General features: G+C 41.6%; 13 protein-coding genes. 5 read left to right on the plus strand and 8 right to left on the minus strand.

Going from position 1 to position 20,934, the window contains the following annotated elements; all coding sequences use genetic code 11:
• Nucleotides 1-730: 730 nt before the first annotated feature.
• Nucleotides 731-1,483 carry a substrate-binding periplasmic protein gene (locus WA256_RS13200; RefSeq protein ID WP_335992123.1) on the plus strand — a complete coding sequence of 251 codons (753 nt, stop codon included), beginning with the start codon at nucleotides 731-733 and terminating at the stop codon, nucleotides 1,481-1,483.
• An 18-nt stretch (nucleotides 1,484-1,501) separates the two neighbouring features.
• Here WA256_RS13200 and WA256_RS13205 read toward each other — a convergent pair whose 3' ends face one another.
• The 3 genes from WA256_RS13205 to WA256_RS13215 all read right to left on the minus strand — a co-directional run bounded on the left by WA256_RS13205 (nucleotide 1,502) and on the right by WA256_RS13215 (nucleotide 7,659).
• Nucleotides 1,502-3,007, minus strand: a complete 1,506-nt coding sequence (locus WA256_RS13205) for a DUF2235 domain-containing protein (RefSeq protein WP_335992125.1) — start codon at nucleotides 3,005-3,007, stop codon at nucleotides 1,502-1,504.
• A gap of 127 nt (nucleotides 3,008-3,134) precedes the next feature.
• A complete protein-coding gene (locus WA256_RS13210) occupies nucleotides 3,135-6,656 on the minus strand; it encodes an ATP-binding protein (protein ID WP_335992128.1) in 3,522 nt (1,173 codons plus the stop codon).
• 52 nt (nucleotides 6,657-6,708) lie between these two features.
• The gene (locus WA256_RS13215; RefSeq protein WP_240701548.1) at nucleotides 6,709-7,659 is read right to left on the minus strand and encodes a GGDEF domain-containing response regulator; all 951 of its coding nucleotides are present in this window, start codon (nucleotides 7,657-7,659) and stop codon (nucleotides 6,709-6,711) included.
• Nucleotides 7,660-7,805: 146 nt separating this feature from the next.
• On the opposite strand from WA256_RS13215, the gene WA256_RS13220 reads away from it, so the two are divergent.
• Nucleotides 7,806-10,253, plus strand: a complete 2,448-nt coding sequence (locus WA256_RS13220) for an EAL domain-containing protein (RefSeq protein WP_335992131.1) — start codon at nucleotides 7,806-7,808, stop codon at nucleotides 10,251-10,253.
• Here the strand turns inward: WA256_RS13220 and WA256_RS13225 are convergent.
• The 3 genes from WA256_RS13225 to WA256_RS13235 form a co-directional block, all read right to left on the minus strand.
• The gene (locus WA256_RS13225; protein WP_062564755.1) at nucleotides 10,250-10,822 is read right to left on the minus strand and encodes a manganese efflux pump MntP; all 573 of its coding nucleotides are present in this window, start codon (nucleotides 10,820-10,822) and stop codon (nucleotides 10,250-10,252) included. The two genes, WA256_RS13220 and WA256_RS13225, sit on opposite strands and share 4 nt — an antisense overlap.
• A gap of 85 nt (nucleotides 10,823-10,907) precedes the next feature.
• Nucleotides 10,908-13,037 (minus strand): hypothetical protein, encoded by a 2,130-nt coding sequence (locus tag WA256_RS13230; RefSeq protein ID WP_250660771.1) that lies wholly within the window; start codon nucleotides 13,035-13,037, stop codon nucleotides 10,908-10,910.
• A 120-nt stretch (nucleotides 13,038-13,157) separates the two neighbouring features.
• Nucleotides 13,158-14,462 (minus strand): NAD(P)/FAD-dependent oxidoreductase, encoded by a 1,305-nt coding sequence (locus WA256_RS13235; protein ID WP_130167761.1) that lies wholly within the window; start codon nucleotides 14,460-14,462, stop codon nucleotides 13,158-13,160.
• Between the two features lie 259 nt (nucleotides 14,463-14,721).
• Here WA256_RS13235 and WA256_RS13240 point away from each other — a divergent pair, with 259 nt between their 5' ends.
• The gene (locus tag WA256_RS13240) at nucleotides 14,722-16,656 is read left to right on the plus strand and encodes a RecQ family ATP-dependent DNA helicase (RefSeq protein ID WP_335992138.1); all 1,935 of its coding nucleotides are present in this window, start codon (nucleotides 14,722-14,724) and stop codon (nucleotides 16,654-16,656) included.
• 51 nt (nucleotides 16,657-16,707) lie between these two features.
• Here WA256_RS13240 and WA256_RS13245 read toward each other — a convergent pair whose 3' ends face one another.
• Together WA256_RS13245 and WA256_RS13250 are read right to left on the minus strand one after the other, a co-directional pair.
• Complete coding sequence (locus WA256_RS13245) at nucleotides 16,708-18,075, minus strand: TrkH family potassium uptake protein (RefSeq protein WP_062564729.1); 1,368 nt, start codon at nucleotides 18,073-18,075, stop codon at nucleotides 16,708-16,710.
• Complete coding sequence (locus WA256_RS13250; RefSeq protein ID WP_054553462.1) at nucleotides 18,072-18,731, minus strand: potassium channel family protein; 660 nt, start codon at nucleotides 18,729-18,731, stop codon at nucleotides 18,072-18,074. The genes WA256_RS13245 and WA256_RS13250 overlap by 4 nt, the downstream gene beginning before the upstream one ends.
• Before the next feature lie 177 nt (nucleotides 18,732-18,908).
• Here WA256_RS13250 and WA256_RS13255 point away from each other — a divergent pair, with 177 nt between their 5' ends.
• Both WA256_RS13255 and WA256_RS13260 read left to right on the plus strand, forming a co-directional pair.
• Complete coding sequence (locus tag WA256_RS13255) at nucleotides 18,909-20,213, plus strand: DUF4118 domain-containing protein (protein WP_335992143.1); 1,305 nt, start codon at nucleotides 18,909-18,911, stop codon at nucleotides 20,211-20,213.
• The gene (locus tag WA256_RS13260; protein ID WP_335992145.1) at nucleotides 20,206-20,874 is read left to right on the plus strand and encodes a response regulator transcription factor; all 669 of its coding nucleotides are present in this window, start codon (nucleotides 20,206-20,208) and stop codon (nucleotides 20,872-20,874) included. The genes WA256_RS13255 and WA256_RS13260 overlap by 8 nt, the downstream gene beginning before the upstream one ends.
• Nucleotides 20,875-20,934 lie beyond the last annotated feature (60 nt).

Consider the following 20,934-nt stretch of genomic DNA (forward strand, 5'->3'; position numbering starts at 1 on the left):
AACACCGAGTAGGAGAAGAGGCACAAGGGCGCGAATACATCAAAGGGCCGAGGTAGCTCCTCATTATGAGCCCGCATATAAGTACGCAGTCTGACAAAATTAACGAAGGGTATTGTGCAATAGGAGGAGTCCATATAAGGTGCTTTAGTGCCGAATAGAATCAAACATAATCCATGTAAACCTTTTCAAATTTCTTATCTTCAGACGCGCGAAACAAGTTTCACGCCTACGAATGAAAAAATAAGGCGCTAGGTTCTGGGTTCTAGGACGTGATGTAAAATCGCTGGCTTTTAGTCGTTAGAGGTCAGATATTAGATGTCAGTCGATCAGTGGGGGTGATTAGGTCGTGTGCTTTTCTCAGCATTTGAACTGCACATTTTTAGGGTAGGTTGGGTCGAGCGGAGCGATACCCAACATAATCCATGTAAACCTTTTTATTTTAAAAGATAAACCAATCAATCAAACGCGATGTAAAATCGCTGCTACAGACTCGTATCTCGCACCTCGCACCTCGTACCTCGCACCTCGTATCTCGTACCTCGTATCTCGTATCTCGTACCTCGTATCTCGTACCTCGTACCTCGCACCTCGTATCTCGCACCTCGCAACTTTACTCTTTCCCTTTGAAACTCGCTAACTTATGGTTTCCCACTTCACACATTGGTCTTTCAGACATTATCAACCATACTTGAATAATATGATCTGTAAGTATTTAAACTAAGGTGGCTTAATGGGGTTAAAAGCGCTGTTTTTACTTGTTGTTGCTGTATTGAGTAATTCGGCTTTTAGCTGCGATAAAACCCTAAAAGTGGGGATTAGTCAGCAGTGGGCACCTTACGCTTTTAAGCAAAATGGCAAGCTCACCGGCATTGATATTGATGTGGTTAATTTAGTGCTAAAAGAGGCAGGATTTTGCGCTAAATACGTTGTTATGCCTTCATCTAAACGGGGCTTTGCAGAGCTTAAGCACGGTAAAGTTGATTTACTACCCGCGGCAAGCTATAGCACAGAACGTGACTCTTTTAGTTTCTTTTCCAAGCCTTACCGTAATGAAGTGATGCGCTTGTTTTGGTACCCGCATGGCCGGTTAGAATCTCTTGATTTACAAGGGCTGCTCGAACATCAGCAAGTTATTTTAACTAACAGTGGTAGTTACTTTGGCCCTGACTTCACTCATTTGAAAGAAGACGCAAAATATAAAGAACAACTCGTTACTGTGTCATCTTTGCGTCAGCGTCTCGCTATGCTAGTTGCTAGGCGGGTCGATTTTTTTGTTGATGATGAACTAGCTGGTTTATATTTAATTCAAAAAAATAATCAGCAGGGTATCGAGCTGCATCCGTATATTGTCAATAATGACAGCGTTTATTTTATGCTGAGCGAAACAACCCTTTTAGCAGAAGACAGAGCGGCTATTAACTCAGCAATTTTAAACAACCAGCAAGCGATAACGGAGATCATCGCTCGCTATGTTAAGCACTAAACTATCCCAAACACTAAATTATCCTAAACGAGTCACCCGCAGTTTAATCCGTCCCGCATTCGCCCCATAAAAGCGGTTTAGGTCGTTAGCAAAAGGGCAAAACTCGCCTGATTTAGCAATACGAATATCGGCACCTTCAGCAATTTCAAACAAATGATCGTCGTTGTTATCAATAGCGCCAATCAACGCAAACCATTGTGCGTGGGGTAAACGTCTAAACGGTTCAAGCACGGCCATCGGGATTTCTTTCACCCCTAGTTGAATATTGTCTCGGTGCCAGCCCGCAGGGCCGCAACTAATGCCGTCGTCATACCAAGTTTGCTCTGGATAAGGCGTAAATCGGTAAGTACCACCTTGCTCTAACATTAAGCCTGTGTGGTTGTATTTTTCAGCGCCATAAACAAACACATCTTTACTTTCGTCTATGCTCAGCACCGTCATATTTTGTTTATCAAGCGCAATATGCGGGCTTAAACCCTTAAAGCTTAAGCGAGTTTCGTCATTATAAAGTACTTCGTAGTGAAGGCTCTTTAAGGATTCAGGGCGATAGCTAGTTAAACGATTGATACGCTCTGCAACCGTGTAATGAATAGTAGGTGGGTGTTCGCTTTGTTCGTTATCAACCAATACACAGCATTCGCGATCTACCAGTTTAAACAAAGGGTTAAACCAAAAATAGTTTTGCTGATGGCTTAGTGCCAATGGATCTGGTGTAACGGTGACATCATCTTGAGCAATGAGATTACGATGCTCTTCTGGGAGCAAGGTGTTGTAATTGATATCCGCACTGGTAAGTAAGTTTAATGCAACGGTTTGTTCAATCAGCCACTCAATCGCATAGCGCAGGCAAATGTCGGCTAAACCATCACGATAATAGCCACCACCCACATCTGAATGAGCGCCCGCAAACCAGATCTCTTGTACATGCGGTGCACTATTAATAAGTGTGGGTTCAAATGCACGGCGCTTTTCGTCAAGTGCTACGCAATGAAGGGCTGCTTTTATATTGCTCGCTAGTGTGTAGTTTTCAAAAATAACGTGCTCAGCACCGCGGGTTGCTTTTGTTACTTTTGAAAAACCAATAGATGCAACGGTATCAAATACACATAAGTAAACATCATCACTAATAAGTGGCTCTAAACATTTGGCAAAGCGCCTAGCAAGAGCTGCACCTCGGCTAAAACCAGTTAGTAGTATTTTATCACCCACTGTGTAGTAGCTTTTAAAGTCGCTCATAGCACGGTTTAAAATGCTAGCTACATCATCACCTCTTGGTGCAAGGGCTTGATTGAATAAACGTCGAAAGCGGCTACCTTGGGTGCCTATACCCTGATAATAAAAGCTAAGTTGGGTTGGAAATGGTGTTTCGGGTTCGCTATTGAGTGCGCCACCAAAAAGTAAATGAAGTTTAAGAATATTAGAAATACTGGCGTCTTCTTTGAAGTGTGCAGCGCTGAATTGTTCAGCATCACGAGGCTCGCTGCCTGTGCCATCAAAGTTGAAAATCAGCGTTTTAGCGGTCATAGCGTCATTCCTTTAGTGGTTTGTATAAACATACTCCCACTTTATGAAAATTAGAAGACAAATATGCGGCACTTTAATGAAAAATGGGCTTTGATTTTCAAAGCCCATTTATTTGCTCTCAATAAAATTAGCCGACCCTGGCTACGGTATGCTTTTGTAAAATTTCTAACAAAATCTCGTAGTCTTTTTCGATTTCGAGTAGCTTAAGTTGAATATCTTTTAGCGTATTGCCCTTACTTGCGGCCAGCACCTCCAGCTCAGTAAAGTGCTGGTGCAATTTGGCTGCACCAACATCGCCACAGGTCCCTTTTAGGGCATGGCTGGTGGTTGCAATCCCATGGTAATCTTTGTCTTTGATTGCTTGTGTTAGTAGCGCTATTTTTTTATGTGAGCTTTCTAAAAACATCTTACTCACTTTGTTTAATAGCACCTCGTTATTCATCAAACGACCGAGGGCTGCTTCGCGATTCCAATGCTGTTTTTCTTCATCGATTAATTCTTCTTGCAGTATAGCGGGCGACTGATTTACCTCAGGCACAGCAATCGTTTTTGGCGCTGTATGATGTTTAGGGTACGTTGATGCAACCCATTTTGCTGTGGTGGTGATGAGCTTATCGGCACTGATTGGTTTTGTGATGTAATCGCTCATACCTGCATTTAAGCACTTTTTACGCTCACCGAGCATGGCATTGGCTGTCATGGCAATAATAGGAATGTCGCTATGGTACTCTCCACCAGCCCCTTTGCGTATTTGTGCCGCAGCATCATAGCCATTTAGTACAGGCATTTGGCAGTCCATTAACACGCAGTTAAATGGGTCGTCTTCAGGTGCACTGGCCAATATTTCAATGGCTTGCTGACCATTCGACGCCATTTCAAAGCGCAGTGCCAAGCTCATTAATGTGCCTTTGGCAACTGCAGCATTTATATCGTTATCATCAACGATCAGGATTTTTGCTCCAGCAATATCAACATCTATGTGAATTTGCGTATCAGTCTCGCGACGAAGTGGTGTTGTGTCTTGAGCAGGCTGCTCTTTTATGAGTCGTTCATCAGCTAGTTTAAGTAAAAACTCAGAGATAAGCACAGGTTTAGATAAGCGCATAAAGGTGCAGAATTTAGCTTGCGGTGGTGGTTCGGTTGGGTTTATAAGCACCACTAATTTAAAGGGCAGGCTATAGTCATAGGTATTTTCACTAAAGCTATCAAGTTTTGCGAGTAACGGATTGCCAGGCTCTAAAATTAGCGTATCAAAGGGCATGTTATCGCTTACCTCAAAGCTTTCTAGGTCAACATTCGTGAGCTGTCCACCGCAATGAGAGATTAGTTTTGTTAGGCTTCTTTCAAGCTCAGGTTGTTTGACCGACACAGCAAAAACGCTGTCTTTTAAGCGGCTGCTTGGTTGGCGTTCTTCTACATTTTGGCTGTCTAACTGAATGGTAAATGTGAAAGCACTCCCTTTCCCCTCGGTTGATTCAAAGGATATGTGTCCATTGAGTAAACTAGCTAGTTGCTTACATATCGATAAACCAAGCCCTGTGCCCCCATATTGTGCGGCCACACTGTTATCGGCTTGGGTAAAAGCACTAAACAATTTATTTTGATTTTCAGGCGCAATACCAATGCCAGTATCTTGAATTGTGCAGCATAGCTCAACGTTATCATCGCTAAGTCGTTTGCTTGTGGCGGTAAATTTTATAAAGCCTGTTTTAGTAAATTTGATCGCGTTATTTATTAAATTGGTAAGCACTTGTGAGTAGCGATGAGGGTCAGTAACAATCGAGCTGTACTCAACATCGGCAATATCTAAAATAAATTCAAGGTTTTTCTCTTGTGCTTTAACAGCCATGCTGCCACTTAAGCTTTCAAAAAAATTAATAGGGTTAAACGCTTTTTTGTCCAAGTCGAGTTTGCCAGCCTCAATTTTTGATAAATCAAGAATGTCGTTAATAAGCACATTTAAGCTATTAACGCTTACCTCGGTCATTTCTAAATAATGTTGCTGTTGGTTACTTAATGACTCTCGTTTAATTAAATTAAGTGTGCCGATAATGCCGTTTAAGGGAGTACGCATTTCATGGCTGATATTGGATATAAAAGCGCTTTTAACTTGGCTGGCTTTTTCGAGCTGGGCAGTTCTTTGTGCGACTTTAATTTCGAGTTCGTTATTTATTTGCTTAATTTTGTCGCTCGCTTGCTTTTCAACGGTAGTGTCGCGAATGAGGATGGCTGAGCCGTTGTGTTGATGATGTTCATCAAAAATAGCTGAAAAAGCGAGTGCTAAATGAGTTGTTTGTTGATTGGATTGCTGGTAGTCGACTTCAATTTCATGTTGCTTTCGTTGGCTTTTAACCTCGTTACATACCTCTTTAATATTAATATTTGGAAATAGATTCAGTTTGTTTATATCAGCGCCTAGAACTTGTTCCCGTTGAAACCCAAACAGTTCAGTGGCCGCTTTATTCCAACTAGACACAAGACCAATATCACTGACCGCAATAATGGCATCTTTTGAGCCGCTAATAATGGCTGAAGATACTGCTCTTGCCTCGGCAAGCTCACGATTACGCTTTAAATTCCGATGTAAAAATCCAAGCACAAACACTAAAAAAGCAGAAACACCCAGCAAAAAAACATAGGTGCTGATCCTCTGTTCGCGCTCCATCACATTAATTTCAGAGTGAGGAAGCATAATGTGGGCATCTATAAACCCGGTTTCTAAATCCCCAGTAAGAGGTATGCGTTTACTTAACGCTTCGTATTGTTGTTCACCAGCAAAGTTAGAGCTAATGCTGAGTATATTTTCTAGATAGGCGGGTTCAGATTTATACACTGAGTCCCAACGTTTGTTTGGCGCTAAGTCGCGACTAAAGCGTAAGTCTTCATTTGGGTGAACTAAAAAGTAGCCTTCGCTGTCTGTTAGGATCAATGAGTTTGGTGCTTGTACCATCGCATTAAGAGATGCAAATAGGTGAGAGGTGTTAATGTTTGCAATAATCAGCCCATAGCGCTGCATATTTTCATCAAAAATGGGTAAGGCTATTCGCAGCATAGGCTTATATGGATAATCGAGCTTTCCATATTCCCGGTTAAGTGTTATTGCTGATAAATACATATCACCCTGTGGTAATTGCGAACTCTGTTGGTAGTAATCACGGCCACTTTTATCCTGTAACTGATTATCGGATTTTACAACTATGCCACCGGCAGCTCTGTCTACCCTGATAAGTTCTTGTCCTGCTTGTTGTGTACTGATGATACGTAATTGCTCGAATTCAGAATTTGATTGTAAAAATGCAACGAATATCGTTTCTAAACGTTTTTTCCATTGCTCTGAGGTAGTGTTATCAAGAGGGTCGTTACCACCATTTGCTGCAGCTCTGGCAAGTCCTGCTATAGGTGGAGTGGAATATAAAAACTGTAAATCGTTTTTATATTTATTTATTTTTTCATGGACTTGCACATCTACGGTAGCGCTTGATTCTCTCAGTCGTTCAGCAACACTGTTATTAATATTTTTATGAAGTTGTAGTTCGAAAAAGAAGATTGCTGAGCACATAATTGCGGCTATAAAAGCAATCGCTAATGGTATTAAAAAGCGTCCTTCAGATGTTGTCGTTTTTTTCTGGTGTAATACTTCGTAATCCATGGCTCAGCCCTCCATACCGCAAACGTGAGTCGGTAGTAAGGTTTGATTTAGCTTAAAAGCTAAAACTGGGTTCAGCAAGTATGCAAACACAGCGGTTTCTCCCTTGATGCTTGGCTTGATAGAGCGCTTTGTCGGCACTGCGAATTAGTTCGTCAGTGTCGATGGCTTCATGCCCAGAAAATGTTGCGCTACCAATACTAATAGAGAGGACTCCAGAGGTTGCATGTGGGTGTTCAATATTTAGTTCACGAATGTTTGCCAATAGCTTATGGGCAATAAATTGTGCCCCTTGAATATCGGTGTCTGGCAATACACATAAAAATTCTTCACCGCCATAGCGGATAGTGGTATCAGTTGGGCGGTTAACACTTTTTTTGATTTCATCAGCAACGCGTTTTAGGCATTCGTCACCTTGTTGATGGCCAAGAGAGTCGTTGTACTGTTTAAAGTAATCAATATCGAGCATTAATACCGAAAGGGCTTTATCGTTTCTGATGGCTAAACGAATGTTTTGATCAAGGGTGTTTTGTAAAAATCGTCGGTTGTTTAAACCAGTGAGGCTGTCGTGTTCACAAAGGTTTTTGAGCAAATCAGCTTGTTTTTTTAAGGTCAAATGCGCTTTTACGCGATTAAGTAATGTGACGCCATAAACCGGTTTTGATACAAAATCGACGGCGCCTGCTTGCCAGCAGCGATTTTGGTCATCTTGATCCATAATAGCGGTAATAAATATCACCGGAATATCTTTGTATTGGGAGTGTTTTTTTAATTGCTTGCAAACATCTAGGCCGCTCATAGTACCAAGCATCACATCAAGCAATATTAAATCTGGCTTAACGGTTTCGCACAGGTGCAGCACGTTTTCACCGCAATCTGTAGTGTGAGTTTTATAGTAGGGCGAGAGCAAACTTTCTATTACGGTTGTATTAATTGGTTCATCATCAACAATCAAAATAACAGAATTATTAAGCTTTAAATCTGTGCGACTAGCTACCGGTTGCAAACTATTCCCTCCACGCGATAAATAAATCATAGACCGGATTTTGGGATTTTCTACAACTTAAGAATTAAAAAATTATTTTTTATGTTGGCGCGTCTGCTGAGATAGGACTAGAGTTTTTTTAAGTACTATTTACAGAGGCGATGGATATGCTTTTTTCTCATCATGAAAATTCACACAATAAAGTGCTTGTAGTGGATGATGAGCCGACTAGTTTGATGATTATGGCCGAGTCGCTTAGCGACCTTGGTGAGATTGTTTGTTGCGATAATGGCACTCAAGCAATTGAGAAAGCAGTTTTCTTTCAGCCAGATGTGATTTTGCTCGACATTGAAATGCCTGGCATGAATGGCTTTGAGGTGTGTAAAAAACTTAAAAACAACCCTAAAACCGCGCAAAGTCATGTGATTTTCGTTACCTCTCATAATGAGCAAATTTTTGAATATCAAAGTTTTGCAAGTGGCGGAATAGATCTTATTCATAAACCCGTTGATTTGAACATTTGTCGCCTGAGAGTACAAAACCAGTTAAAGCTTAAACACCAAGAGGCGCAAATACTGGCTGCAAAAAATGATATTTCGACACTCGTTGCGCAAGTACCTGTGTATATATCTTACTGGTCAAATACCGAGGAAAACCTCTTTAGTAATGATGAAACCAGCCATTGGTTTTCAAAAAGCAGCGAGCAAATGTTAGGTTGTTTCGCTAAAGATGTATTACCAGATGAATTGTATGAAGCTTTTCATCGCTGCTTAACAAATGGCATAGAGCAAGAAGTTTTAAATATTCAGTTGCCCAGCCCTCGCAATAAGATTGAATATGTTAGAGCGCAAATAAATTTAAGAATAAAAGAGCGAGAAGTTGTAGGTGTTATTCTTACTCTTTCGGATATCACCTCAATTACCCATACAAAAAAACTGCTATCGAATGAGTCTGAACGTTTACGGGTTATGCTTAATTCTATTGGTGATGCCGTAATAGCCACGGACAACAACGCAATTATTAACTTTATGAACCCCATTGCTGAGCGATTAACAGGTTGGCACGTTGAAGAGGCTAAAGGGCGCCATATTGAAGAGGTAATGAAGCTCGTTGATGCAACATCTAACAAAACACTCGTCAATCCTATATCTGTTGCTTTAAAAGAGCAGCGTATAGTTGCTATGGCGTTAAATAGTCAATTAATCGGGCTTGATGGGCGAGTATATAGGGTGGAAGATTCAGCTGCGCCAATACGAGATATTGAAGGTAATATCATTGGCGGTATTATCGTGTTTCATGATGTCAGTGAATCAATCGCGATGGCAGTGAAAATGAGCCATTTAGCAAATCATGATTTACTAACAGACTTGCCTAATCGGGTGTTATTGCATGATAGGGTCACTCATGCCTGTAAAGTTGCTACGAGTATGAAAAAGAAAGTGGCTCTAATGCTGATTGATATCGATCACTTTAAGTACTTAAATGATACCCTAGGTCATCATCAAGGCGATTTAATTATTAAGCATGTGGCTAAGCGCCTTGAGTCTCTCATCGATTTGAATACCACGTTAGCCCGAATTGGCGGTGATGAATTTGTGATTTTATTACCTGACGTGCAGAGTACTTCTGTGGTCGATGCCATTGCCAGCGATATTATTAATACTATGAATGAGCCGTTTCGTATTGATAGCCAAGAGTATATATTATCGGTCAGTGTGGGGGTGAGTGTTAACCCTGCGGACTCTACTCAAGCAGAAGAGATGATGACTCATGCCGATGCAGCCATGTACCGTGCGAAAGAGCAGGGGCGTAACCGTTTTTGCTATTACTCCGATGACTTAGAGTATCAATTTAAGCAGCGTCAAAGCGTTGAAAAGCTCTTAAGACATGCTATTGAGCAAGATAAGATTGAGGTGTTTTATCAGCCGAAACTAGCGCTTTTGACAGAAAAAATTATTGGTGTCGAAGCCTTAGTTCGGCTTCGAGATAACGATAATAAGCTTATTTCACCACTGGATTTTATACCCCTTGCAGAAGAAACAGGTCTTATTCATGCTTTGGGCCAGTCAGTGCTTAAGCAAAGCTGTAAAGCGGCTAAAGAGTGGGCCGATAAAGGGCATAACATAAAGGTTGCCGTGAACATTGCAGCAAAACAATTTACCGATGGTAATTTTTGTAATCTCGTTGCTGATACCATTGAACAAGCGGGGCTTGCCAGCGAACTGTTAGAGCTTGAAGTAACCGAAAGCGCGTTGATGCATGATTTTGAAGAAATAAAAATGATGCTTAATAAGCTCTCTGACTTAGGGTTAGCCATTGCCATTGATGACTTTGGTACGGGCTATTCAAGTTTGTCTTATTTAAAACTCTTTCCCGTGGATGTACTCAAAATAGATCAATCTTTTGTGAGAGATATGCTCACCGATACACAAAGTATGGACATTGTCAGAACCATCACTAGCTTAGCGCATACCTTGAATTTGCAAATTGTGGCTGAAGGTATTGAAGAAAAGCAACACTTAAATAGTTTAATCGATTTAGGCTGCGAGCTTGGGCAAGGGTACTATTTTCATAAGCCCATGCCCAAAGAAGAGTTTGATAAGCTGTTAGGTTAAGCCATGGTGTGGCTGTATAGGATGCCACAGCCGATAAAGATAAGTGCAACACCACCGATTGCTTCGGCCTTTTTGCCAACCCAGCCACTCATTACGTTACCAAGTAGTGCGCCGATGGTAACCATAATTGTGGTTGCTAGGCCTATCATGGCGGCTGCTAAGTAAATGTTCACTTTCATGAAAGCAAGGCTAATACCTACTGTCATGGCATCGATACTAGTGCCAACAGCGGTTAGTAATGTGGCAATGAAAGAGCGTTTGGTATTCGGGGCAAGTTCTTCTTCATCGTCGTCATCTTCTTTACGACTCTCAAGCAACATATGAACACCTAAACCCACTAACAACACAAAGGCAATCCAGTGATCAAAGGCTTCAACGTAATCTGCACCGGCACTGCCAATTAGCCAGCCAACAATCGGTGCGATAGCTTCGATACAGCCAAACAATAAACCAAGCTTGATTGCACTCAGAACACGAGGATTTTTAAGTGTACTGCCTTTGGTGATTGAAGCTGCAAAAGCATCAGTCGACATAGCAAGCGATAAAACGCTTAGAGTAATAATATTCAATTTTTGCGCCCCACAAAAAGTGGGCATTATACGCGGCTGAGCCGTAAACAGGTAGGTTAATTTACGGCTCAAATAGGTAAGGAGCTTAATAAGCGCTGTACTGATAGTTATTCATTACAGTGCCATCTTTGGGTGCAAGTTTTGGCTCAAGTTTAATAAGCTCTTCATAAACATCAGGGACAAAAACTTTTAGACGCTCAGCACGGCGAAAGTGGTTAGGCTCATATTGCTCAACAAGTTTTAATGCGCTTGGCATATAGTCTGCGAGGGTTTGTGTGTTATAGCTTTGCTCCAGTGCTTGGTCGAGAATATCAAGCCCAGGTTTAGAAAAATCATGCGTAACTGCAAGGCTCATTAAAAACTTAACTGCTGCATTTGAATGCATGCTTGCATAAAAATACATATCGTTGTTTTGCATGTCTTTTAATGAAAAATCAAAGCCACTATCGGCTAATGTTTGCCATTGTGCTAATGGTAACTTAGTAAATACAAAAAGATTTTCAGGTGCAGTTGGAGCGACCCTGTTTTGCCAAATAGACGTCAATTGTTGAGCGTTTTCTATTGTTGCTGCAAGCAACATATTTGTCTGGTGGGTACTGAGTTTTGCTGTTTGGGTAATCGTTGCAACAGTACTAAAGTCTTTTTCGACAATTGCTTCTTTAAAGGCTTGATACTGCGTTGAGGTTTGATATTTATACTCATTTGAATGCAAGAATTGCCAATTATGAACTTGTACAGGGTCGATTTCTTGAAGCGTATTGGGAGTTAGTAAGCCTTGTTGCGCTTCGAGCGTTTCTAATTCTTCGAGTGCTTGAGAGCGTGTTTTTATCGCTTCTAGTGAATTGATCCGCTGATCTATCGTTTCACACTCAGGAGTTATTTTTTTGGCTTGCTGTTTTTGTCTCTCATAGGCACTGAGTGCTTTTGATATTGCAGAGTTATCTTTTTCTTTACGTTTAAATGCTTGGTTATTTGGGATTAGCTTTAAATCTTTGAACTGAGAAAAAGCATCATTAGCAACTTGGTCGCCAACAAATAAAAGGCTACTCGGTAAAAATGAAGATTTAAGCATCAGTAGCCTATCGTTCGGTGTGTCGCGCACAAGCTCGCCGTGAGCTCGATAACCTTTATTTTTTAGATAACTTAGTGTTTCTAAGTGTTTGCTCTCTAGTGGCTGTACTTCGCTATTTGAGCTGCCCTTTAGGTTTACAATGGCTATATCCATCGCTGTAAATACATTTGGCTGATTAGTGGGCTCAATACCTCGTTCACTTAACAACTTTAAAATTGGTACGTTAAATTCACTCACAGCCACATCAGCAAGGTTTAAATACAGTTGTTCATCCATAAAGTCATCACTCATTGCTGTAGGCGAGCCGCCTAGCTGTGCTGTTTGAGAGATCAGTGCTGTTAAATAATCATTAGGTAAGTTGCTTTTTAAAGCCACAGCGATATCGTTAACAGTAAACTCTTTGCTGGATATTGCGTTTTCAAACTCAGTCAAACTAAGCGCATGAGCATTAGCAAGAAACAAAATAGATGGTGAAATGAGCCGTGATGGACCGATTTTAAATGGTGTTTTTAAATAGGTATTAAAATCATCGTTGTTATCTAATAGTTTGTACAATGCTGTTTTGTTTACTTGCTCAGGTAATGGAACATTAAACATCATTGAACCTGTATTTTGACTAAGGGGTCCATTAACTGCCGTTAGTTGGTTGATTGTATCAGCATCAAAATAATCAATGACCTCAAGTCCTTGCCAGCTTTTTAGTATGTTAACAGATGAGGCATATTGAAATTGCTGTTCTGCATTCTCTTTGATTGCGTTAATGACTAAGGTATTAAATGAACGGTAAGATATTTTCACAAGCTCTGAATAACTTAAAATATCTTCAAGAGAGTCACCGTCTTTTAATGCTTGTTTAATCGCTGCCTCTATTTGACTGTGATCAGCTGCAGCTTGAGTGGCTTTTAAACTTTGTTGCTTACACTGGTGTTTGGCTAGCTTGAGCTTAGCCAGCTCTGATGCTTTGCTATTTGGCAGGCTTAATGGTTCAAATAAACTCGTAGCGTTATTTTGTTCAGCGACAGTAGCAGAAGATGTCGAGACTTTGTTGCTTATCGCTTCGATGGGAGTGGGTTTATCTAATATCAGGTAAGTCCCACAGGCACAAAGCCCTGCAAAAACGGTTAGTGAAATACCTTTTTTCATATTCAATCCATGGATTTATTTTGCCTGAAGTGTATGGCTTTATATTTTGATGTCAATGACTTGGGGACGAAGTGCACAAATAGCCGACAAACAACTAATTTGCCGGCTTTATGCTGTAGCTTAATGCAGTTTCATTTTTGGCCTAACAACGCGTAGTACTTTTTCGCTGATCCACAGTGCAAAGGTTTTTGCACTGCCATGGATGGCACGTTGATGCATACGATAGAGCGAAATATACATAAATCGCGCTATTTTACCCTCTATAAAAAAGCTATTACTGGTTAGGTTGCCCATTAAACTGCCTACTGTGCTGTAGCGTGACAAGTTAACTAAAGAGCCATGATCACTGTAGGTAAAGGCACTCAGAGGCTGGTTTTTGAGTGTGGCTATTAGGTTTTTTTCAACACATTGCGCCATTTGATGAGCCGATTGCGCTCTGGGTGGCACTTGCGTGCCATCTTCTTGAGTAAATGCACAGCAATCACCAATCACAAAAATATCGTCGTTAACGCTACTTTGCAGATATTGGTTCACCTTAATTTGGTTATTGCGGGTAAGTTCAAAGATACCAATGTCTTTAATGAAATCAGGTGCTTTTACACCCGCAGCCCAAACCATAATATCGGCTTTGATATGTTCATCGTTTTTGGTGATAAAGCTGTTTTCTGTGGCCTCTTTTACCTGCGTGCCTTCGCGCACCGTTACCCCTAATTTAACCAGTTCACGCTTAGCTGAGTTTGCAATACGCTCGGGTAAAGCGGGTAAAATTCGCGGCCCCGCTTCAATTAAATCAATGTGTAAGCGTTTTGCAGTCATTTTATTCAGGCCATACATTTTTAGCATGTCTGACACATGATAAAGCTCTGCCGACAGCTCAACCCCGGTTGCACCACCACCCACTATGGCAATGGTTAAGGAGTGCTGTGGGTCGTCATCTTGATGTAAACGGGTGAAGTTATCGAGTAGGGCATGCTGAAAGCGTTCAGCTTGTTGGTTTGAATCAAGGTAGAAACAATGCTTGTTAACGCCTGGGGTATTAAAGTCGTTACTGACACTGCCTATAGCAAGTACTAGGTAGTCATAACTCACTTGGCGCTCAGGTAAAATACGGTGGCCGAGCTCGTCTTTTAACTCGCTTAAAGTAATGGTTTTGTTGGTTTGATCTAAGTGGCAAAAGCTGCCGAGTTGAAAATTATAATGATGTTTTGCTGCATGAGCTGAGTATACAACGCCGTCTAAATCGGCATCAATCGACCCCGTCGCTACTTCATGAAGTAACGGCTTCCAAATATGGCTGCGGTTTTTATCGATTAAAAGTATCTCTGCTTGGCGTTTTTTCCCGAGTTTGTGTCCTAATTGTGTTGCTAGTTCTAAGCCACCAGCGCCACCACCGATTATCACGATTTTAGGAGGTTGGTTAATCATTACGTTGCCCTCAAAAGTATAATACCTAAACACTCTTGCGAAAAAGCGCTTAGGTATTGTAAGTCCATCCATCAATACCCCATGGCAACGTGCTCATTGTGCGCCTTTTTGATGATTTTGTCAGTACCTGTTAATAACAATATAGTGCGCTTAGTTATATCAATGGCCTTGGGAGATTGAGTTAAACAGGTTAACATGGCTAATTCGCAGTAAGAGACCTATCATTACCTGAAAAGGGAAATGACAGTGAGGGATCAGGATGACTACACCACTACACACTTCGTTGAATCAATACTTTGGCTTTAATGAGTTTCGCCAAGGTCAGCAACAAACCATTGAGCAGTTATTAAATCAGCAATCGTCGTTGGCAATTTTTCCAACTGGCTCGGGTAAATCTTTGTGCTATCAATTAACTGCAATGCACCTACCTAATTTGACCTTAGTAGTTTCGCCATTATTGGCACTGATGAAAGATCAAATCAGCTTTTTAAATAGCAAAGGTATTTACGCGGCAAGCCTTGATTCAAGCCAAACTAGTGAGCAAAGTCATACGGTAATGAGTAATGTGCGAGCAGGAAAGGTGAAAATTTTAATGGTCTCAGTTGAGCGTTTTAAGAATGAGCGCTTTCGTGAATTTATTAAACAAGTGCCTATTTCGATGCTGGTGGTTGATGAAGCGCACTGTATATCTGAATGGGGTCACAACTTTAGGCCTGATTATTTAAAACTGCCGCGCTATCGAGAAGAGCTTAATATTCCACTGGTATTGCTACTTACCGCCACCGCCACTAAAAAAGTGAAGCGTGATATGTGTGAGCGTTTTGCTATTGCCCCAGAATGTGTGGTGCAAACTGGCTTTTACCGAAGCAACCTCGACTTATCAGTGCTCAGTGTTGCAAGCCAAGAAAAACCTCAGCAATTAGCCAGTATTATAGCCAGCCAACAAGGTGCTGGGATTGTTTATGTCACCTTACAACATACCGCTGAGCAAGTAGCAGAAGGCTTGGCAAGAGCGGGCTTTAATGCGGTGGCTTATCATGCAGGCCTTGAGGATGATAAACGCTGGCAAATCCAAGATGATTTTATGGCGGGTAAAATCAATATCGTTGTGGCAACCATTGCTTTTGGAATGGGCGTTGATAAGTCTGATATTCGCTTTGTGATCCACTATGATTTGCCAAAATCGATTGAAAACTATAGCCAAGAGATTGGCCGTGCAGGGCGAGATGGTGCGCCGTCAAACTGTTTTACCCTAGCAAACCTTGATGGCTTAAATACCGTTGAGAACTTCGTTTATGCCGACACTCCCGAGCAAAGTGGGATTGACTATGTCATTAATAACATTCGCAACGAACAAACGAACAACCAGTGGGAAATGCAAGAGTACAGCTTATCGAGCGAAAGTAATATTCGTGCTTTAGCGTTAAAAACCTTACTAGTACAGTTAGAGATGCAAGGGGCTATTACGCCTTTATATGCCTATTACGCCGATTTTAAATATAAGTTTTTAACGGAGCAAAACGAGCTACTTAGCCAGTTTGATGCTGACCGACAAGCGTTTTTACAACAGGTATTCAAACACACTGAGTTTAAGAAAATTTGGGGCACACTTAATTTTGATGCGTTAACCCGTGCCACTCAAGTTGATAGAAAGCGCGTGGTTGCAGCGCTCGATTATTTGGCCGAAAAAGGTCATATTGCCCTTGAAACTAAACGTATTACGCAAGTGTATGAGGTGAATAACTCGGTAATAAGCCACGCAGATTTAGCACTGCAACTTCACCAATACTTTATCGAAAAAGAGCAGGCCGAAATTAAACGTATTGCCACTTTAGTACGCTTTTTTGAGCTAGATAACTGCTTAAGTTATAACTTAGCCCGCTATTTTGATGATCAGAATGCACCCCAGCAATGTGGCCATTGTTCAGTATGTAGGGGCCAGCAGGTAAAACTTAGTTATTCATTAGTGCATCAAATGCCTGAGCAAAATGTGATTGCCAGCAAAATTGCTGAGCTTAAACAGCACTTAGCCGCTAAAGGGATTAGTGATGTGAGCATCGATACACAGTGCCGGTTTTTAGCGGGCATGAGCGTGCCTTTATTTACCCGCAACAAAGTCAGGCAGCTTTCAGGTTTTGGCCTTTGTGAACAGCAGCGCTACAGTGATATTAATGCCTTGCTCCAGCAGTTGTAGCAGGGCTTTAGGTGTACAGTTTTAACACTGAAAAGAGTCAACACTGTACACTTAGCCAATTTGAATACTGGTAGTAGGGTAGGTCAAAGGTTGGCTGTGCTGGCGAGCAAAACAATAAGCAAACGTTAATGGCCCAACCCGACCTATCAACATCAATAGTATGATAATGAGCTGACTAGGCGCACTTAAATCCCCAGTTATACCCCGTGAAAGGCCCACTGTACTCAGTGCCGAAATTGCCTCAAAGGTGATATCAAGTAACGACCCTTGTTCAAGCTTGGTGATGATCATAATGCTGGTAAAAGCGATAAATAAGTACAGTATCATGACGCTTAATGCTTTTATCACTAACTTGTCGCTCAGCTGACGGTTAAACACGGTGACCGTGGTTTGCTGTTTTAAATAGCTGCGCATCGCTAAAATTAGGATCACAAAGGTGCCTAGTTTTATGCCGCTCGCCGTACTGACTGAACCACCGCCAATCACCATCAGCAGCATAGTCAAAAGCGTTGAATCTTGACTCAAACCATCAATCGGTAGGGTATTAAACCCTGCGGTACGAGGTGTCACCGCTTGAAACCAAGCCGTTAATATTTGCTCAGACGTTGATAGCGGCGCTAATGTCGCCGGATTGGCGTGTTCAAAGAAAAAAATCAATATAAATGCGATGCAGTTGAGCACAAAGGTGGCAATCAACACCAAGCGGGTATTGGTTGATAGTAACGACCAGCGCTTTTGTTTGTAGATATCAATCAGTACAGTAAACCCTAAGCCGCCGATGATAAACAAAGCGGTGATTATCACGTTTACGGTTATATCGCCTTTGAATGCCGATAAGCTATCGCCGCTTAACGCAAAGCCCGCATTATTGAACGCCGAAATCGTATAAAACAGACTGTGATAGGCGCTTTTTAGTGCGCCATATTCATCAAACCAACTAATAAAGAGTAAGCAAAATGCCACCGACTCAATCACTAATGAATACACTAAAACATACTTAGCAACCTTGATCACCGAGGTTAAATCGTTAGTGTCGAAAGCGCGACTGGCTAGTAAGCGTTGCTGTAAGCCTAGAGTTTTTCCTAAACTTAATATTGAAATCACCGCCACGGTCATAAAGCCAATACCACCTATTTGAATCAGCAGCATTACTACGCTTTGACCAAATACAGTCAGATCAGTACCAGTGTCGATGACCACCAGCCCTGTTACTGTAACCGCAGAGGTTGCCGTAAATAATGCATCGAGCCAGCTGATCGGTTGGGTGCTTGCCATTGGCAACATGAGTAAGCCCGTGCCGAGCATAATTAACACAATAAAGCCGATAGTGAGCACTAAAGGTGGGTTTACTTTTTGCCGCTTACGACACTTTACACCGCTAAATTGTTTAGGGTAAACATTGGCTTGCCAGTTAATCATAATGCACGAAACCGTTTTGCTAATTTAGTTAAGTAGGTTTTAGAGCCCAGTAACACCAGACTATCTCCGTGGCGCAGTTCGGTGTCGTTAGTCAGCTCTGTATTGAAATAATCATCACGTCGTAGTGTGAGCGGTTTAATATCGCTATTACGCTCTTTGAGTAGCCAGCCAATTTTGCGACCTGAAAGTTGCAGATCAATGCCTAGTTCAACAATAAACGTGGATTGGTTAAGCGGGAAATATTGATTAACCATTGGGTAGTTAAGCGCTTGTGCAACCCTCACGCCCATTTCTTCTTCAGGGTGAATGATGCGGTCAACGCCGAGTTTACTTAGTATCTGATGATGGCTTTTGGTACAGGCTTTTACCCAAATTTGCTTTACGCCTAAGTTTTTTAAATGCAATACACATAAAATACTGGCTTCAATATTCTCGCCAATGGCCACCAATACGGCTTGGCAACTGGGTAAATCGAGCCGTGCTAATTGTGTTTCATCACTGGCATCAACCACCACGGTAAAACTGAGTTGGTCGGCATAGTGATTAACGGTGCTTTCGCTAATATCGGCGGCACACACTGTATGACCTTGTTTTGAAAGTTCTAAACAGGCGGTTACGCCAAAACGTCCTAATCCGATTACTGCAAACTGAGCCATTGTCTTTCTCGCTATTGTGGGTACGCGCTAAATGCTAATAGCAAAAAAACAGAAGTCTTTAGAGAGGTTGAAAGCTTTATAAAGATTTTATGCTGAGATAAAAAAACTTTATAAAAACTTTATAGTGACAAAACTGAAAACCCTTTAATCTAATAGGGACAAACAATAAGTGAAAAGATGATGCAGTCAGTATTCAAAATACAGTATTTAAAAGCCGCATTTTTAAGTGTGTTGATGCCACTTGTGGTGGTGCTCGCGATATTTCCGTTTCGAGAACTGTTTACAACCACCGATATTGTTATGTTACAGCTGCTGTGGGTGACCTGGGTTGCGGTGCGCAGTAATCGTCGTGTTGCTGCGCTTACCACCTTAGTAAGTGTCGCCTGCACGGACTGGTTTTATGTGGTGCCTTACTTTACTTTTCACATCGAAAATATTGAATATGTGGTCACCTTTTTGGTGATGTTGATTGTAGGTTTAGTGATAAGCCACCTAGCTGGGGAGCTCAATACCAAGGTTCGCGATGTGCAAGCCCATGCAAGTAATAGTCGCTTATTGTATGAATTAGCTAAAAAGCTTAATGATCTCGATAGCCTTGAGGAACAAAAGCAGCTGTTTTTAACAACCATGGCCGCACATTTAAAGGTTGCATGTGATTGGCAGTTAACAGCGTCTAAGCAGTTTATTTATTTAAATGAACAACAAGCGGAATTTGGTGGTATTGCGTTTGCCAAAGCGCTCAATGCAGAGCAACAGGCTTTGGCGAATACAGCGTGCTCTTTACTGTATCAGGTTCAAGAAAAAACTTTACTACGCGAGCAATCAGCGGCGATAAAAGTACAGGCGGAGCTAGAGAGGTCAAAAAACACCTTATTGCGCAGTTTATCCCATGACTTACGTACGCCATTAGCGACCATTATGGGCGCATCAAGCATGTTGGCTGATGATGATATTCAACTAAGCAATGAGGTTATCAAAGAGCAAGCTGCTAACATTTATGAGCAAAGTAAAATACTTAACCAGCACTTTGATAAAGTCATGGAGCTCAGTAAAGTGAATAAGTTAGCTGAGAATATTAAATGGCAAAAACTGCCCATTTTGACCTTAATTAGCGAAGCTAAATCACGCCGTCAGCAACAACTACAAAACTTTAAACTGCATATCGAAGCTCAGCAACAAAGCATCTGTTTTGGCGATGAAACCTTACTTGAAATTGCCTTTGCCAATATGCTCGAAAACGCAGCTCGTTACGGAGATGGTTCGGCGAACATGCAATTTATTGAAACACAAGACGAATACCAAATTGTGTTAACTAACCCTTTTGCTAATAAGCACGAGACGAGTCAAGATGAAGGCGTTGGCTTAGGGAGTGTTATTTGCGATGTGGTTGCTAAATGTCATCAGGGGCGCTTTGAATTAACCCTCAATGAGCAGACAAAGCAGGCAACAGCTAAATTAATTTGGAGTAACAGCCGTGTCTAATATTTTGGTTTTAGAGGACTCACCGCCTCTGCAAAGTTTTTTAAAAACACTGCTCAAAGCAAGTAACCATGAAGTCAGTGTGTGCGCGAAAGGGCTTGATGCGTTTGCACTTTTAAGCCAGCAGCAGTTTGATTTAGTGCTGCTTGATTTAGGTTTGCTCGATATGGATGGGCAAGATTGGCTGGTGGAGTTTAGGCAGTGGAGCCTGCTCCCTGTTTTGGTACTTTCTGCACGCGACGGCGAAACAGAAAAAGTTACCGCCCTTGATAACGGCGCTAACGATTATCTGACCAAACCATTCAGCGCAAACGAATTACTAGCACGTATTCGGGTGCTACTGCGTATGCAAACAACACCAAGCCTGACCCTGCAATGTGGCGATATTCACATCGACCCACATAAACATGTGGTGCGTAAAGGTGCTGAAGAAGTCAAACTAACTAAAAAAGAGTACGCTATTTTGCTGTTGTTATTTCAGCAAAAAGACAAGGTATTAACGCATAACGCTATTTTATCTGAGGTGTGGGGAGAGCAGTATATTAATCGCCCTGAATACGTGCGTGTACATATTGGTCAGTTAAGACAAAAGCTTGAGCAAAATGCGGCAAGCCCTAAACATATCTTAACTGAGCCCGCTGTGGGTTATCGATTAGTTGATTAAGCCATCTCTTTCTAGCGCTTTAGGTTGAGTTTGTAACTTACCTTAGGTACTGTTTTAGGA

The organism is Pseudoalteromonas sp. CH_XMU1449-3 (assembly GCF_037027245.1).
Taxonomy (GTDB): domain Bacteria; phylum Pseudomonadota; class Gammaproteobacteria; order Enterobacterales; family Alteromonadaceae; genus Pseudoalteromonas; species Pseudoalteromonas shioyasakiensis.